The organism is Sphingomonas sp. PAMC 26605 (assembly GCF_000241485.1).
Taxonomy (GTDB): domain Bacteria; phylum Pseudomonadota; class Alphaproteobacteria; order Sphingomonadales; family Sphingomonadaceae; genus Sphingomonas.
The window spans coordinates 3862055-3879396 of sequence record NZ_JH584241.1; the positions used below are offsets into that span (position 1 = coordinate 3862055).

The window sequence follows — 17342 nt, forward strand, 5'->3', positions numbered from 1 at the left end:
TAGGGCAGCGTAGAGCGCCCAACGCGTCCGCTCGCAAGCCCCGTGATATGCGATTGCTCCGTATTGACGCAGGGTTACGCCGCTTTTTGCAGATCGGGCGCCGGATCGGACACAGCATAGAAGGACCGCTCGCGGATGCGATCGCTCGACAGTCGCCGCCCGGCGAGGCGACGTGCGAGAAATTGGTAGAAGAACCAGTCGCGCGCGGGCTTGGGCGTGGTGTGGTACAAAATCCGCTCGCCGAGCGTCCAGCGGATCGATTCGCGATCGCGCGGTCGCGGCGACGGCGCGCACCACAGGCCGCCGCCGTACGCCAGCCGCCCGAACTTTGCCATCCGGTGCATGATCTCGTGATCCTCGAGCACATAGCCCCAGCGCAGCGCATCGAACTGCCCGGCGCGGCGCAGTACGTCGGTGCGGAACACCTGCCCCGCCCCGCCGGTATGGCATTGCGCGGGGAGCAGGCGCGCGGCGCGCGCCATGCGCTTGGCGGCCTGGGCATGCTCCGCGTCGGTCGCATCGGGCGTGACGAAATAGGCGCCGCCAGCGACCGCGCCGGTTTCGAGCAGGCGTTCTGCCTGGCGCAGATAATCGGCGGGATAGAGCGTGTCGGCATCGCAGGTCGCGACGAAGCGCGTGCGGGTGCGCGCGACGCCGGTCTGCAACGCGTTGACCTTGCCCGGCCGCCGCTCGATCAGCAGGGTGAAGGCGAGCCCGAGCCGGCGGCAGGTCGCCGCGGCGACCGCGCCACTGCCGTCGGTCGAGCCGTTGTCGATCAGGATCAGCTCGAACGGCACGTCCTGTGCGGCGAGGCTGGCGAGCGTGCCGTCGAGGAAATCCCGCTCGTTGAAGAACGGGATCAGCACGCTCCAGCGCGGCAACGCGGTCGCGGCGGCGCGCTTCCCCGGAGCTTCCCACTCGGGATAGTATTGCGATTCGAGCAACATGGCCGTTTCCTGTGGGCGTCTGTTCGACGGTCTTAGAAAGAAACGGAGAGAGCGCGGATCGCCGCGATGGCGCGCGCTCGGTTCGCGATGGTGCGGCCGCCCCCCGGCCAGCCACACCCGACGCCGGACGCGATACGGGCGGTTAAACCCGTCAATTGGTTCGCGGTCGGCATCGGCAAACGAGATCTCCTCGTTACACAAACGATACCGATGCCGGAAAACCGGACGGGAATTTTGTATCCGGGAACTTTTTTTGGCGTCGCGCGTGCAGTCAGCGGCGGAATGGCCGATCGTTGCGCAGATAGACGATCGCGCGATAATCGCCGCGCGGCGTGATGAACACCGGGCGATAGGCGCGCGCGAGCGCGGTTTCGATCGCCGCATGGCTTTGCCGGTTCCACGGCGCAAGCGGACGGCTGGCGCTGACGATCACCGGTGGACGGTGCGCAAGGATGCGGCGGACCTCGGCCGCTTCGTCGATCCCGGTCGCGGCTTGCTCGGGCGCATAGGCGAGTGTCGACGGGAAGGCGTAGGCGGTCGGGATGCATGCGTCGGCAAGGTGATAGACGATAACGTCGCCGATGAAGACATAGGGGCATTCGTTCCCGCTGTTCGCCTTGACCACACCCGCGAGCGCCCGAACACCGGGCGCATCGTCGGGCCGGATCGCCGCCTCGACCGCAAACACCGTCAGCCCCGCCGCGACGATCCCAAGCGCGATCCGGCGGTGCCGCCCGAAGGTTACCGCGGCGAGCGTCAGCAGCGGCGGCAGCAAGGGCAGCGCGTAGTGATCGAAAAAGACGCCGAGCAGCACGAACGGAACGAACGCGGCGCACGCCCAGGCGATCGCGAGCCGGATCTCCACGCGCGCCCGGTCGCGGCGGATCGCCACGGCCGCGCAGAGGACGAGCAACAGGAGTTGCGCGCTGATACCGGCAAGCCGGCGCAGCGTTAGCTCCATCGGGTAACTGTAGTGACCCCGCGCGACGATCGAGCCGAAGTTATCGTAGCAAAAGGCCCGAAAAGCGGCGGGCCCGAGCTGCCAGTAGAAACCGATTGCTGCCAGCGTCGGTGCGAGCCCCAGTGCGAGCCAAAAAAGCCCCGAAGCCGCGAGCGAGACGGGTTTCGCCCCGGCCCGGCGCAGATAATACAGATGCGCGATGCCAAAGAGCGCGCCTTCCACCGCGGGGGTATATTTGATCTGGATCGCCAATCCCGCCAGCAGGCACGCACCCGCCCCGCTCCAGACGATCGCGCGGCGATCACAGCGCCGCGCCAGAGCGGGCAGGTGCAGCAACAGGATCGCGCCGGCCGCCATGAACAGGTTGAAGAACACCGGCGACTGCCCGGCGCGCCCGCTGAGCAGCGGCAGCCACACCAGATAGGCGGCGCCTGCGACCAGCGCGCCCGCCGCATTCGCGCCCGTCTGCCGCGCGGCGCGGCCGATTGCCCAGGCGGTGAGCGTGGTGAAGAGCAGCGCCACCAGTTGCACAGCGACGATCCCGTCGCCCGGCAGCAGCCGCGTCGCGGCATAGAGCAGGAACAACCCGATCGGCTTGCGGTCCCACAGGTCGATATAGGGCAAAGCGCCGTGCCACATTCGGCTGCCGACGAGCAGATAATATTGCTCGTCGCTATGGATGATCGGATTGCCGAAATCGGGCGCGCGCAGCGCGAGCGCGAGCAGCAGCAGGAGCAGAAACGGGGCCGCCACATGCAGCCGCCGCGCGAAACTCAAAGCTCGCCGGGTTCGAAGCCCAGTCCCTCGAGCAGCGCTGCGCGGGCCGTGCGGCATTGCCGCCACAGCGCGGGATCGCCGAGATCATCGGGTGCGATGCGCTCGGGCCAATGCCGCTCGACCAGGTCGGCGAGCAAGGCGCAGCGCGCCGGATCGAGCAGGAAGCGCGGGTCGATCGCGGCAAAGGCCGCATCGTCGACCGCGACGCGCAGGCGCAGGCAGGCAGGCCCGCCGCCGTTGCGCATCGATTCGCGCAGGTCGAGCATCTCGACCGATCGGATCGGCCCGTTGCCCGCGAGCATGGTTTGGAGCCAGCTCCATACCGTGGGCACTTCGCGGCATTCGCCCGGCACGATCAGCGCCATCCCGCCGTCGGGCAGCGTCACCAGCTGCGAGTTGAACAGATACGATCGGATCGCCGCCTCGAGCGACACTTCGGCGGCCGGCACTTCGAGAATGGTCGCCTCGGGCAGCCGACGGCGGATGAAGGCATAGACTGCCGCCGGGTCCTCGAACGCCTGTTCATGCGCGAACAGCACGGTCTCGTTGGCGACCGCGACGACATCGTTGTGGAATGCGCCCGCGGCGATCGCGGCGGCGCTTTGCTCGACGAGCAGTACGTCGTTCGGATCGAGCCCGTGACGCCGCGCGACCGCCGCGCTCGCCTCGCGACGCTGGCGCGCGGGGAAGCCGCCGTCGCGCTGCACGCCGTAGACGAACAATTCGATCCCGCGCGCGCCGTGGTTCGGCGCAAGCCGCATGAAATTCGCCGCGCCCTCGTCGCCGAACGGCGCGGGCAAAGCATCATGGACAAGGAAGTGCCGCGTATCGCCGAATGCGAGGCGCAACTGCCGGGCGGTCTGCGGCGCCTCGAGGCTGCGATGCAGCATCGTCGAAAGATTGGCGACCGAGATGTGGCAGCGCCCGTCGCGGGTATCGGGCGCGGGCGAAACGGTGCCGGCATTGGCGGTCCACATCGCCGACGCCGCCATCCCGTTGCGCACCAGCCCCGGCTCCGCGCGCCACGCCGCGGCGAGGACCGCATCATCGTCTCCGGCAAAGCCGAGCAGGCGCAGCCACGCCGCATCGGGCCGGTCGTGCGGGAGCAGCACCCCCTGCGGCAGCCCAAGCGCCAGCATGTGGCGCATCTTGGCGATGCCCTGCAGCGCCGCGGCGCGCGGCGACGCCACCGCGCCGGCATTGCTCGCCGAGGCAATGTTGCCGAACGACAGTCCGGCGTAATTGTGGCTTGGCCCGACCAGCCCGTCGAAATTGATCTCGCGCATGTTCAGCAGCTACCCCAGTCGCCGCCGCTAATCCACCGCCCCGAGACACAGCTCGGCTACCGCATCGACGATCGCCTCGGCGTCGAGGCGGTACGCGCGGAACAGATCGGGCAGATCGCCGGTCTGGCCGAAGCGATCGGTGCCGAGCGGACTGACGCGCATCCCGCGCACGCCGCCCAGCCACGACAGCGTCGAAGGCGCACCGTCGATGATCGTGACGAGCTTGGCGTCGGGCGCGAGCGCCGAAAGCAAGGCATCGGCATGGCTCGGCGCGGCCGCGCCGGTCCACCGCCCGGCATGCCGCGCCGACCAGCCGCGATGCAGCAGATCGGGCGAGGTCACCATCAGCAGCCCGAGCCCCGGCACATCGTCGGCGAGCAGCTCGGCCGCCTCGAGCACCTCGGGCGTCACCGCGCCGGTAAAGACGATCGCGATGTCGGCGTCGCCGCTTGGCCGCTTGAGCCAATAGCCCCCGCGCAAGGCATCGGCCTGCCAGGCATCGTCCTCACGCGCGATCTGCGCAATCGTGCGCGTCGTCAGGCGGAGATAGACCGATCCGCCGTCGGTGGCCTGCATATGCTCGAAACCCCAGCGCATGATCAGCGCGAGCTCATCGGCAAAAGCCGGTTCGAAATAGGTGAGCCCGGGCTGGCCGATCCCGATCAGCGGCGAATTGATCGACTGGTGCGCCCCGCCCTCCGGCCCGAGCGTCAGCCCCGACGGCGTTGCCACCAGCAGGAAACGCGCGTCCTGATAACAGGCGTAATTGAGCGCATCGAGCCCGCGCGCGATGAACGGATCATAGACCGTGCCGATCGGCATCAGCCGCGTGCCGAACAGCGGCGCGGCCAAGCCGAGCGCCGCCAGCATCAGGAACAGATTGTTCTCGGCGATCCCGAGCTCGATATGTTGCCCCGCATTGTGCCCCGCCCATTTCTGCGCGGTCGGGATGCGCGCCGCGGAGAAGACGTCCTTCAATTCCTGCCGACGGAACAGCCCGCGCTGGTTGACGAACGCGCCGAGGTTCGTCGAAACCGTCACGTCGGGCGAGGTGGTGACGATCCGGTCGGCCAACGGATGCCCCGATTTGGCGAGATCGAGCAGAATTCTTCCGAACGCCGCCTGCGTCGACAATTCGGCGCCATCGGGAACGGGCAATCGCTCGGGCACTGGCACGGCGGACGGGGCTGGTACGGTGTGCGCCTTCGCGAGCGCACTTGCCTCGACGACGGCGCGCGCCGAGGCGGCGGCGTTGTCGCCCAGGCCTCCGTAAGGCGCCCATTCGTCGCCCTCGGCGATGCCAAGATCGCCGCGCAACTGCGCGATCTGGCCGGGGTTCATCAGCCCCGAATGGTTGTCCTTGTGCCCCGCAAACGGCAGGCCATAGCCCTTGACGGTGTAAGCGATGAACAGCGTCGGCACGTCGTCGTCGCAGCGCGCGAACGCCTCGAGCAAGGTCGCGATGCAATGCCCGCCGAGATTGGTCATCAGTGCGGCGAGCGCGGCATCGTCCTGCGCCGCGATCAACGCGAGCGTCTCCTCCTGCCCCACCAGATCGGCGTTCAGCCGCGCCCGCCACGCCGCCCCGCCCTGATAGGTCAGCGCCGCGAACTCGGCATTGGGGCAAGCGTCGATCCAGTCGGCGATCGCCTGCCCGCCGGCTTGCGCGAACACCTCGCGCTGCTTCTTGCCGTGCTTCAACGTCTCGACGCGCCAGCCGCACGTCTCGAAAATGTCGTCAAAGCGGCGGAACATGCGGTCCGCCGTCGTGCTGTCGAGCGACTGACGGTTGTAATCGACGATCCACCAGCAATTCCGGATGTCGTGCTTATACGCCTCGATCAGGCATTCGTAGATATTGCCCTCGTCGAGCTCGGCATCGCCCATCAGCGCGATCATCCGACCGGCATCGGCCTCGGCCATCTCGCCATGCGCGATCAGATAGTCCTGGATCAGCGAGGCAAACGCGGTGATCGCCACGCCCAACCCGACCGAGCCGGTCGAGAAATCGACCGGGATCGTATCCTTGGTCCGGCTCGGATAGCTCTGCGCCCCGCCCATCCCGCGATAGCGCTCGAGCGCCTCGCGGCTCTGCTGGCCGAGCATGTAATGGATCGCATGCAGCACCGGCCCGGCATGCGGCTTGACCGCGACCTTGTCCTGCGGCCGCAGCGCGCCGAAATAGAGCGCGGTCATGATCGCGGTGATCGACGCGCAGCTCGCCTGATGCCCGCCGACCTTCAACCCGTCGCGGCTCTCGCGCAGATGGTTGGCATTGTGGATCGTCCAGGACGAGAGCCAGCGCAGCCGCGTCTCGATCGTCTCGAGCACGGCGATGGTGGCGGGGTCGGTGTGGTGCGCGGGCGGGGTAGCGATCATATCCATGTCGCCTGATAGCCGATCGACGCGCGAGCGCGATGCCCCTTTTCGCGAGCCCTCACCCCGCCGCGACGGGCGCCCCCGGACGCGCGGCGAACTGCGCGATCAGCCAGCTGCGCACCAGGCTGATCGTCGGATCGGCAAGATCGTCGGCGCGCAGCGTGAGGTAATAGCCGAAGCCGTCGTTGATCACGGTGTCGTACGGCACGACCAGCCTTCCGGCGGCGATCTCTGGCGCGAACATGTCGATGTCGGCCAGCGCGATGCCATCCGAATGCATCGCATAGCCCACCGCGAGCGCGTTGGCGTCGAACGCGAGCCCGCGCTCGACGTCGAGCTCGATCCGGCACTGCCGCGCGAAAGTGCTCCACAACAGCCCGCGCGGCTGCCCCTCGAGCTTGACGTGCAGCAACGGATTGTCGGCGAGGAACTGCTCGAGCGATTTGCCCGCGTTGCGCGCGGCGACCTGCGGCGAACAGACCGGTGCGACGCGCACCATCCACAGCAGATCGGTCACGCGGTCGTCGATATTGGGCCGGTCGAACACGATCGCCATGTCGGTCTCGCCGCTCGGCAGACCCACCGCGGGCGAGCTCGAAATGTCGATCCGGATCGCGGGATGCTCGGCATGGAACGCCTGGATCATCGGCATCACGACTTGCTGCAACAGGCTCGGCGGGATGTGGAGGCGGATCGGGCGGCTGGTATCGGGGTTGGCACTGATCGCATTCATCGTCTGCTCGAGCCGGTCGAACGCCTTGCCGACTTCGGGCAGCAAGGCGCGCCCCGCCGCGGTCAGCACCAATGTCTGCCCCGAACGGTCGAACAATTTGTGCCCGAGCAATTCCTCGAGGCTGATCACGTGCCGGCTCACCGCGCTCTGCGAGACGTTGAGCGCCTGCGCGCCGGCGGTGAAGCTCAGCCGCTGCCCCACCGCGTCGAACGCGCGCAGCGCATTCAACGGGAGCCAGCGCCGATTGACCGGGGATGAGCGAGCGATGGCGAACTCCTGAACGTCTAGGGTCATGCCCTTTTGCGATACCAAGCGCGTTTTGTGGCGCGATGCAACGTCGCGCCCCAGGCGTGCCGCCGCACTCGCAGCTTTTGGCATGCCGCCATGCACAAATGCGATTTTATCGGAAAGGCGTTGCCGTGCCACTCTTCCATCGGGGCAGTGGGAGGTCGGCAATGAACCTGGGCGACATATCGGCGCTGTTGCGGTCGCGTCCGGCCGGGCATTCGCTGCCGCAGGGGTTCTACAACAGCGCCGCCGCGTTCGAATTCGACCTTGCCGCGATCTTCGGCACGTCATGGCTGTTCGTCGGCTTCGAGGCCGAGATCAAGCGCCCCGGCGACTATCTCTCCTTCCTCGTCGGGCGCTGGCCGGTGATCGTCGTCCATGGCCGCGACGGCGCGCTGCGCGCCTTCCACAACAGCTGCCGCCACCGCGGCTCGATCCTGTGCAAGCCCGGCCAGGGTAGTGCCGCGCGGATCGTGTGCCCGTATCACAGCTGGACCTACGGGCTCGACGGGCGGCTGCTCGCGGCGAGCCGGATGCCGGCCGATTTCGAGAAGAGCGCGCACGGCCTCAAGCCGGTCCATCTCGAGCGGATCGCGGGCGCGCTCTTCCTCTGCCTGGCCGACACCCCGCCCGACATATCGGTGATGCGCCGCGAGCTCACCCCGCTGCTCGCGCCACACAATCTCGAACATGCGAAGCTCGCCTACCAATCGACGCTGATCGAATATGCCAATTGGAAGCTCGTCATGGAGAATGGCCGCGAATGCTATCATTGCGCGAGCGGCCATCCCGAGCTGTCGAACGCCTTCCCCGTCCACGCCTCGGCCTATTTCGACCTCCCCGACAACAGCGCCGCACGCTTCGAACAGCGCATGGCCGACATCGCGATGCCGGTCGGCCCGGTCGGCGAGGCGTGGTGGCAAGCGGTCCGCTTCCCGCTCAACGACGGCGCCGTCGCGATGACGACGACCGGCCAGTTCAGCGTCGGCAAGCTGATGTGCGCGGCGGGCGACGGCAATATCGGCTCGCTGCGCTGGGCGGTCGAGCCCAACAATTTCTGCCATTCGACCAGCGAATATACCTTCGCATTCTCGGCGATCCCGGTGTCGCCGACCGAGACGCATGTCGTCTCGAAATGGCTGGTGCATGAGGACGCGGTCGAGGGCGTCGATTACGACCTGCCGACGCTGACGCATCTGTGGACGCAGACCAATCTGCAAGACAAGGAATTCGCCGAAAACAACCAGCTCGGCGTCAATTCGCCCGGTTATTCGCCCGGGCCCTACAGCCCAGATGCAGAGTCGCTGACGCTGCGCTTCGTCGATTGGTATTGCGATCGCGCCGCCGCCTATATCGGCCACGCGGTATGAGCGACGCGCCGTCCTGGCATCCCGAGACGCTCGCGGTCCGCGCTGGCTATGATCCGGCGAGCGCGTCGAACGCCGCCAAGCCGCCGATCTACATGACCTCGACCTTCGCCTACGCCTCGGCGCGGCAGGCGAAGGACATCCACGAGGCCTATTTCGACGGCACCGGCCCCGAGGTCGGGCGGCCGGGGCATATCTATTCGCGGCTCAGCCATCCCGGGCTCGACATGGTCGAGACGCGGCTGGCGGCGCTCGACGGCGCTGAAGCGGCGGCGGTGTTCAACAGCGGAATGGCGACGCACAGTGCGATCGCCCTCGCGCATCTGCGGCCGGGCGACAGCGTCGTGTTCAGTCGGCCTATTTATGGCGGCACCAACGGGCTCTATACCGCGCTGATGCCCGCATTCGGCGTTGGCGAAGCGTCGTTCACCGACGGCTGCGACCGCGCCGATATCGAGACGGCGGTTGCGGCTGCATTGGCGCACGGCCCGCTCAAGCTGATCGTGATTGAGACGCCCGCCAACCCCACCGCGGCGATCGTCGATATCGCGCTCGTCGTGGCGATTGCCGACGAGGTCGGCGCACGGACCGCCATCCGTCCTTTGGTGGTGGTCGATAACACGCTGCTCGGCCCGCTGATGCAGCGCCCGATCGCGCTCGGGGTCGATCTGTGCATGACGAGCCTCACCAAATATTGCGGCGGGCACAGCGATCTGCTCGCGGGCGGGGTGAGCGCCAGCGAGGCACTGATCGCGCCGCTGCGGCTGCTGCGCACCACGCTTGGCAGCCATCTCGATCCCTATACCTGCTGGCTGCTGCTGCGCTCGATGGAAACGGTGCACCTCCGCGTCGAGCGCGCGATGGACTCCGCGCGGCGGATCGCCGAATTCCTGCGAGGGCATGCGAAGGTCGCCGGCATCACCTATCTCGGCTTCCTCGCCGAAGGCTCGCCGCAGCGCGCGGTGTACGACCGGCAATGCAAGGCGGCAGGATCGACCTTTTCGTTCGCGGTGGTCGGCGGCGAGGCCGAGGCCTTCCGCTTCCTCGACCGGCTCCGCTTGTTGCGCTTCGCGGTCAGCCTCGGGGGATCGGAGACGCTGATAACCCATCCGGCGACGACGACGCATTACGCGCTGTCGCCCGACGAACGCGCGGCGGGCGGGATCACCGACGCGACGCTCAGGCTCTCGGTCGGGATCGAGCATGTCGACGACCTGATCGCCGATCTCGCGCAAGCGCTCGACGCGGTATGATCGACATCCATGCGATCGACGGCAAGCTGGGGGCGCCCGATGAAAGCTTCGATGTCGTCGTGGTCGGAGCCGGACAGGCGGGCACCGCAGCGGCGATCGAGGCGGCTGCGGGCGGCGCGTCGGTGCTGCTCGTCGACGAAAACCCGGTGGCGGGGGCGCTGATCGGCAGCGATGTCCCGTATTTCTACGGCGGCCGGATGAGCGCCGCGGTGCAGCAGCCCGAGCGGATGCTAGAGCAAATGGTCGCGAGCAATCCCGCGATCGAGGCGGCGTTCGAAGCCGGCGTCGACGTGCGGCTCGCGACGGCGGCCTGGGGCCTATACGTCGGCAGCCCTACATTGCGCGCCCTTCCCGCCCCGATGCTCGGCCTCGCCGATCGCGAGCGCGCATCGATGATCGGTTTCGGACGCGTCGTGATCGCGACCGGCGCGCGCGACGTGGTGCTCGGCTTTCCTGGTTGGAATCAGCCCGGGGTGATGGGCGCACAGGGCTTTGCCGCGCTGCTGACGCGCTACGATGCGCTCGCGAGCCGGCGGGTGGTGATCCTCGGGTCTGGCGCGCTGGCGCTCGAGACGGCGCTGTTGGCGCTGGCGCGCGGAATCGCGGTGGCGGCACTGGTCGAGGTGGCCGACGCGGTGCAAGGGCAGGCGGAACTTGCCGCGCAGGTGGCGGCGGCGGGCGTGCCGATCCTGCTCGCCCATACGATCGCGGCGACACGCGGCGGAGTCGACGGGGTCGAGGGGGTGACGCTGGCGCCCGTCTCCCCCCTTCCCCCTGCTCGTTCCCCGGCGCAGGTCGGGGCCCAGTCGCGCGACGTCGCTCGGGAAGCGCAGCACTCTCCCGAAGACAGCTCCGCGCCTGGGCCCGGGCCTTCGCCGGGGAAGGACGTGAGGACGGAAATCGCCTGCGACACGCTCATCCTCGCGCTCGGTGTGACGCCGGCGACCGAATTGCTCGATGCCGCCGGAACCGCCCCGGGCGAAACGATCACGCTGATCGGCGACGCCGCCCTCCCCCGCCCCGGTCCCGCTTATCTCCAGGCCTGGGCGAACGCGCTCGCGCAGCATGCCACGCCCGACACGATCGTCTGCCAGTGCGAAGAGGTCACCCGCGCCGACCTGCTCGGCGTCCAGCCGCCGCGCTATCTCGACCGCCCCGCCGCGATGGCGGCGCGTTCGCTCGCCTCGCTGCGCGGTGACGGGCCCGCGCATCCCGACCAGATCAAGCGCCTGACGCGCGCCGGCATGGGGCAATGCCAGGGGCGCCGCTGCCGCGATCAGGTCGCGTGCCTGCTCGCCGAACAGCAGGGCGTGCCGCTCGCGGCCGTCCCTATCGCGAGCTTCCGCGCGCCGGTCCGCCCCGTGCCGCTCGGCATCCTCGCCGATTGGAACGAGCGCGCCGAAATGACGGCGGGCTGGGATGTATGGTTCGGCATCCCGACGCAATGGACGCCCTATGCGGTGATCGGCACGCCGGACGAGGCCGAGCATGTCGCGCGGCTCGGCGGCAACATGCATGTCTGACGCCGATCTCCCGAACGGCGCGTCGGTCGTCGTGATTGGCGCGGGCGTGACCGGGCTCAGCGCGGCGTGGTGGCTGGCGCGCAGCGGGGTCGATGTCGTCGTACTCGACAAGGGGATCGTCGGCTGGGAGGCGTCGGGCCGCAACGGCGGCGGCGCGTCGCATTACCAGAGCCCGCTCTTCGCCGAGGAGCAGCGGCTGTGGCCGCAGATGGACGAGCTGCTCGGCTATCCGACCGAATATGCGCGCGAACGGATCATCATCCAGCGCGATCCCGCGCTGCTCGCGCATTACCGCGCGGTCGGGCGGATGTGCAGCGCGATGGGCTACCGCGTCGACGATCTCGACTCGGCGCAGGCGCAGGAGATGGTGCCGCTGACCGACGCCAGCTGTCTCGGCGGGATCCATCTGCGCTTCGGCGGTCACGCCAACCCGCAGCGTACCGTGCAGGCCTATGCCTGGGCGCTACAGGATCTCGGCGGGCGGATCCTGCAGCATTGCACGGCACGGTCGATCGAAACCGCGGGCGGCAAGGTCGTCGCGGTCGAGACGCCGCGCGGCCGGATCGCATGCGACGCGCTCGTCGTCGCCGCCGGGCCGCAATCGGGGACGCTGCTTGCGCCGATCGGCATCGATTTCCCGCTGGCCTCTGCCCGCGCGGAAATGATCGTGACCGAACCCGCGCCGCTGATGAAGATCGGCGGCGTCGATGGCAACGGCCTGTACGGCCGCCAGACCTTGCGCGGCAATCTCGTCTTCGGCGGCGGGCCGCACGAATGGATCGCGATGGACGCGACCGGTCCCCGCGCACGCCCGACGTCGCCGCTCACCCGCAACCTCGCGCGCCGCGTGGCGGAAATGTTTCCCAGGGCGGCGCATCTGAACGTCATTCGCTCGTGGGCCGGGGTGATCGAGAACACCCCCGACGGCCGCCCGATCCTCGACCGGCCGAGCGATCCCGGCAACGTCACCGTCGCGACGATGTCGGGGGTTGGCTTCGGCCTCTCCCCCGCGAGCGGCCATGCGATCCGCGATCTGGTGCTCGATGGCGCCTGTTCGTTCGCCGACATCGCCAAGCTCGGCCTCGCGCGCTTCAAAGGCCTCGCCCCCGACTGGCGCGAACAGCGTGGCTGGGCGGCATGAAGCGCTATTCGGCGCTCGCCTTGCTCAAGGCCGGCCTCAACGGCCAGCGCGGGTGGGAGCGCGCGTGGCGCGACCCGGAGCCCCGCAAGCACTATGATGTCGTCATCATCGGCGGTGGCGGGCATGGTCTCGCGACGGCCTATTACCTCGCCAAGGTGCACGGCATCCGCAACGTCGCGGTGCTCGAGAAGGGCTGGATCGGCGGCGGCAATACCGGGCGCAACACGACGATCGTGCGCTCCAACTATCGGCTGAAACCGCTTCACGACCTGTTCGACTTCGCGCTCGACCTGTGGGACGGGATGAGCGACGCGCTCAATTTCAACGTGATGTTCTCGCCGCGCGGCGCGCTGTTCCTCGGCCATTCCGACAGCGACATGACGCAACTTGCGCAGCGCGGCGATGCGCTGCGCTGCGACGGGATCGACGCCGAGTTGCTGACGCGCGATCAGGTCGGCACGCTCGTGCCGTTGCTCGATCTCTCGCCGGGCGCGCGTTTTCCGGTGCAGGGCGGGCTGATCCAGCGGCGCGGCGGCACGGCGCGCCATGATGCGGTCGCCTGGGGCTATGCCCGCGCCGCCGACGCGCTTGGCGTCGACGTCATCCAGTGCTGCGAAGTGACCGGCTTCACGATGGGGGCCGGCCGCGTCACCGGCGTCGAGACGACGCGGGGTGCGATCGGTGCCGGCCGCGTCGGGATCTGCGTCGCGGGCAATAGCGGGCCGGTCGCCGCGCTCGCCGGGCTCAAGCTGCCGATCGAGGCGCAGACGCTGCAGGCCTTCGTCACCGAACCGGTCAAGCCGATGATCGACACCGTGATCATGTCGCAATCGCTGCATTGCTATATCAGCCAGTCCGACAAAGGCGGGATCGTGCTCGGCGGCGACCCCGACCAATTCCCGAGCTACGCCCAGCGCGGCCTCGCGCCCCGCCTGGAAAAGGCCGCCGCCGAGGCGATCGCGCTCGTCCCCGCGCTGTCGCGGCTGCGGATGGTGCGCTGCTGGTCGGGGACGACCGACATGAGCTTCGACGGATCGCCGATCATCGCACCGCTGCCGGCCGGCAATCTCTATCTCAACGGCGGCTGGTGCTATGGCGGGTTCAAGGCGACGCCGGCGTCGGGCTGGTGCTACGCGCATCTGCTAGCGACCGGCGCGAGCCACCCGCTCGCCGCGCCCTTCACGCTCGATCGCTTCGCGCACGGCGCGACGATCGACGAGGCCGGGGTCGGCGTCATGCCGCAACTGCGCTGATGCTGCAGATCGACTGCCCCTGGTGCGGCCCGCGCGCGCAGATCGAGTTCGCCTATGAGCGCACGCTCGACTCGGTCGTGACGCTCGACATGGCGCCGGCGAAGGCGATCGCGCGGCTCTCTACGCGGGCCAATCCGCGCGGGCTCGACGACGAACTATGGCGGCATTCTTACGGATGCCGCGAATGGCTCGTGCTGCGGCGGCACCGCGTGACGCACGAGATCGTCGCGACGGCGGTCTACGATCCGGCGCTCCATCGGTGAGCGGTCCGACGCGCCTTCCCGGCGGACCGGACGCGACGCTACGCTTCAGCTTCGACGGCGTGGCCTTGCGCGCGCGCGCGGGTGATACGCTCGCCGCGGCGTTGCTCGCCAACGGCATCGGGCTGGTTGCGCGGAGCTTCAAATATCATCGTCCGCGCGGGATCCTCAGCGCGGGGGTCGAAGAGCCCAACGCGCTCGTCACCGTCGGCGAAGGCGGCCGCACCGAGCCCAACACGCGCGCGACCGACGTCTATGTCTATGACGGTCTCGTTGCGCGCAGCCAGAATCGCTGGCCGAACCTCGCGTTCGATCTCGGCGCGGTGAACGGCCTCGCCGCGCGCTTCCTTGGTGCGGGTTTCTATTACAAGACCTTCTTCGGCCCGCCGTCGCGCTGGATGCTGTACGAGCGCTTCATCCGCCGCGCCGCCGGCTTGGGCGACGCACCCGACACGCCCGATCCCGACACATACGAACATCGCGTGGCGTTCTGCGACGTGCTGATCGTCGGAGCCGGGCCAGCGGGGATCGCCGCCGCGCGAACGGCGCTGCGCGGCGGCGAGCGCGTTCTGCTGGTCGAGCAGGATCGCGTGCCAGGCGCAGACGTCGCGGGCGCGCGCGTCCTGACTCGGACGACGGCGTCGGGACTGTGGGATCATGGCTTTGCCACTTTGATCGAGCGGATGGTCGAAGCCGGCGAAGCCCCGCCCCCCGGCCGCCCGGCGCAGCGCATATGGCACGTCCGTGCGAAACGGATCGTCTTGGCGACCGGCGCGATCGAGCGGCCGCTGACCTTCGCCGGCAATGACCGGCCCGGCGTAATGCTGTCGCGCGCGGTGCGGCGTTATATCGAGCGGTTTGTCGTTTTGCCCGGCCAGCGCGTGGTGATCGCGACCAACAATGACGACGCCTATGCCACCGCCGACGCGGTCGCGGCGGTCGGCGGGACGGTTGTCGCGATCCTCGATTCGCGGCCTGATTTCAGCCCCGTGGCGCAGGCCGCCACGGCGCGCTTTCCGGTCCACACCAACGTCTTCCCGCGTTCGACGAGAGGCCGGCGCAACCATCTTGCAACGGTCGTGGCGGATATCGACAGGCAAGCGGTCCGGTTCGAGGCCGATCTCCTCGCCGTATCGGGCGGGTTCACCCCCGTCGTCCACCTCCACAGCCAGGCTGCGGGCACACTCAACTGGCGCGAGGATATCCAGGCCTTCGTACCCGGCGATTCCCGCCAGGCCGTTACCAGCGTCGGCGCCGCGGCCGGGGACGTGCCTGCAATTGCCGGCAGGCTCACCGCACTCACCGACCCGAAGCACAGCTTCATCGACTTCCAGAACGACGTCACCGCCGCCGATATCGACCTCGCCTGGAGCGAAGGCTATCGCTCGGTCGAGCATCTCAAGCGCTACACCACGCTCGGCATGGCGACCGACCAGGGCAAGACCAGCAACATGGCGGCGCTCGCTCGGCTCGCCGGAACGGCGGGCGTGACGATTCCACAGGCCGGGCTCACCACCTTCCGCCCGCCCTATACGCCACTGACGCTCGGTGCGATGGCGGGGGCCGACGCTGGCGGCCATGCCGCGCCGGCACGCCGGCTCGCTTTGTACGACCAGCATCAGCGGCTAGCCCCGCTCTGGCAGCCGCTCGGCCTGTGGCATCGCCCGCGTGCCTATCCCCACCCCGGCGAGACGCTCCACGCCGCCGCGCTGCGCGAGGCGCGCGCGGTACGGACCGCGGCGGGGATCATCGACGTCTCGACGCTCGCCAAGTTCGCGGTGGTCGGGCCCGACGCGGCGGCGTTTCTGGAGATCGTCTGCGCGACCAACGTCGCCAAGCTCGCGATCGGGCGCGGGCGCTACACGATCATGCTGCGCGAGGACGGCATGGTGATGGACGACGGCACGCTCTGGCGGCTCGAGGCGACGCGCTATCTGCTGACCAGCTCGACCGGCGGCGCGGACCGGATGACGACGCAGCTCGGCTATGCCCAGCGCGTGCTGGCGCCGCATCTGAAGGTTTCGGTCGTCGCGCAGCAGGAACAATTCGCGGCGGTCGCGCTCGCCGGGCCCCGCGCCGCGGCGATCCTTGCCGAACTCGCCGGGATCGCGCCACCCGCGCATATGGGGATCGCGCAGGCGGAACTCTGCGGGGTGCCGGTGCTGATCCTCGCCGCCAGCTATAGCGGCGAGCGCGCGTTCGAGCTTTATGCCGAAGCGCATCGCGCGGGGCCGCTGTGGGATGCGCTCGAACTTGCCACGAAGGCACATGGCGGCGCCCCGTACGGTCTCGAAGCGCTCGAATTGCTGCGGATCGAAAAGGGTCATGTCGGCATGGGCGCCGAGGCCGATGGCCGGACCACGCCGATCGATCTCGGACTCGAGCGGATGCTGCGCAAGGCGGGTGGCTTCGTCGGTGCAGCGGGGCTGGAGCGCCCTGCCTTGGCCGATCGCGACCGGCTCCAACTCGTCGGTCTGACGAGCGACAGCGCGATCCCCGAAGGCGCAATGCTGGTCGCGGCGCATGGCGCGCCGGTCGAGGGGCACGTCACCTCGGCGACCGGGCGGGTGCTCGGCGACGGCGCGGTCGCGCTCGGTCTGCTGCGCGGCGGGCGGGAGCGGACCGGGAGCGCGCTGCTCGCCACCTCGCCGACGCGCGGGCTCTCGGCCCGCGTCACGGTGACCGAACCGATCTTCTACGATGCAGCCGGGACGCGCTACCGTGATTGACGCGCCGGTGACCGTCTCGTTCGCGCCGGCAGCCGACGTGCTTGCGCTCGATCTGTGGGATAGCGGCGTACCGCCCGCCGACTCGGCGCTCCGGCTGCTTCACGCCGAACCACGCCGCTGGTGGGTGATCGGCGCGGGTGATGCCGCCGAAGCGCTCGCGGCAGCGGTGGGGGAACGCGGCGCGCTGACGCCGATCGGCGGCGGCCTTGTCCGCGCGACGCTCGCCGGCCCCGGCTGGCGCTGGTTGCTGAGCGTCAGCGGCTGGCTCGACACCGCCGATCCGGCGTTTGGCAAGGGTCTGCTGGTCGGATCAGTGATCCACCACGTCCCCGTGTGGATCGACGCGATCGGCGACGATGCGTGCGAGGTCTATCTGCCAAGCAGTTACGCCGCTACGCTGGCCGATCTCTGGCAGCGCGCGATCGGCGTGCCTGGGGGCTGAAGC

At 69.0% G+C, this 17342-nt stretch carries 13 protein-coding genes; 8 read left to right on the forward strand and 5 right to left on the reverse strand.

The genetic code is table 11. The features are described from left to right. Positions 1–74: 74 nt before the first annotated feature. From RH90_RS17960 to RH90_RS17980, 5 genes are all read right to left on the reverse strand, one after another. On the reverse strand, positions 75–947 hold the full coding sequence (locus RH90_RS17960; protein WP_010187706.1) for a glycosyltransferase: 873 nt from the start codon (positions 945–947) through the stop codon (positions 75–77). A gap of 271 nt (positions 948–1218) precedes the next feature. After that, entirely contained in the window at positions 1219–2661 is a 1443-nt protein-coding gene (locus RH90_RS17965) for a hypothetical protein (protein ID WP_037493604.1), read from the reverse strand. A 20-nt stretch (positions 2662–2681) separates the two neighbouring features. Then, positions 2682–3971 (reverse strand): N-succinylarginine dihydrolase, encoded by a 1290-nt coding sequence (locus RH90_RS17970; protein WP_010187709.1) that lies wholly within the window; start codon positions 3969–3971, stop codon positions 2682–2684. Positions 3972–3998: 27 nt separating this feature from the next. Then, entirely contained in the window at positions 3999–6356 is a 2358-nt protein-coding gene (locus tag RH90_RS17975; protein WP_010187710.1) for a hypothetical protein, read from the reverse strand. A gap of 52 nt (positions 6357–6408) precedes the next feature. Continuing rightward, on the reverse strand, positions 6409–7377 hold the full coding sequence (locus RH90_RS17980; RefSeq protein WP_232280383.1) for a LysR substrate-binding domain-containing protein: 969 nt from the start codon (positions 7375–7377) through the stop codon (positions 6409–6411). A 161-nt stretch (positions 7378–7538) separates the two neighbouring features. Here RH90_RS17980 and RH90_RS17985 point away from each other — a divergent pair, with 161 nt between their 5' ends. From RH90_RS17985 to RH90_RS18020, 8 genes are read left to right on the forward strand one after another with little or no spacing between them, the layout of a single operon-like run. After that, positions 7539–8741: an aromatic ring-hydroxylating oxygenase subunit alpha gene (locus RH90_RS17985; protein ID WP_010187712.1), complete on the forward strand. Its 1203-nt coding sequence runs from the start codon at positions 7539–7541 to the stop codon at positions 8739–8741. Then, positions 8738–9991 (forward strand): cystathionine gamma-synthase family protein, encoded by a 1254-nt coding sequence (locus RH90_RS17990; RefSeq protein WP_010187713.1) that lies wholly within the window; start codon positions 8738–8740, stop codon positions 9989–9991. Before RH90_RS17985 ends, RH90_RS17990 begins: the two co-directional genes overlap by 4 nt. Next, positions 9988–11514: an NAD(P)/FAD-dependent oxidoreductase gene (locus RH90_RS17995; RefSeq protein WP_010187714.1), complete on the forward strand. Its 1527-nt coding sequence runs from the start codon at positions 9988–9990 to the stop codon at positions 11512–11514. The genes RH90_RS17990 and RH90_RS17995 overlap by 4 nt, the downstream gene beginning before the upstream one ends. Next, positions 11507–12655: an NAD(P)/FAD-dependent oxidoreductase gene (locus RH90_RS18000; protein ID WP_029625437.1), complete on the forward strand. Its 1149-nt coding sequence runs from the start codon at positions 11507–11509 to the stop codon at positions 12653–12655. The genes RH90_RS17995 and RH90_RS18000 overlap by 8 nt, the downstream gene beginning before the upstream one ends. Then, a complete protein-coding gene (locus RH90_RS18005) occupies positions 12652–13908 on the forward strand; it encodes a sarcosine oxidase subunit beta family protein (RefSeq protein ID WP_010187718.1) in 1257 nt (418 codons plus the stop codon). Before RH90_RS18000 ends, RH90_RS18005 begins: the two co-directional genes overlap by 4 nt. Beyond that, entirely contained in the window at positions 13908–14171 is a 264-nt protein-coding gene (locus RH90_RS18010; protein WP_010187721.1) for a sarcosine oxidase subunit delta, read from the forward strand. The genes RH90_RS18005 and RH90_RS18010 overlap by 1 nt, the downstream gene beginning before the upstream one ends. Continuing rightward, positions 14168–16897, forward strand: a complete 2730-nt coding sequence (locus RH90_RS18015; protein ID WP_010187723.1) for a 2Fe-2S iron-sulfur cluster-binding protein — start codon at positions 14168–14170, stop codon at positions 16895–16897. The genes RH90_RS18010 and RH90_RS18015 overlap by 4 nt, the downstream gene beginning before the upstream one ends. After that, entirely contained in the window at positions 16890–17339 is a 450-nt protein-coding gene (locus RH90_RS18020) for a sarcosine oxidase subunit gamma (RefSeq protein ID WP_010187725.1), read from the forward strand. The genes RH90_RS18015 and RH90_RS18020 overlap by 8 nt, the downstream gene beginning before the upstream one ends. The last annotated feature ends 3 nt before the right edge of the window (positions 17340–17342 follow it).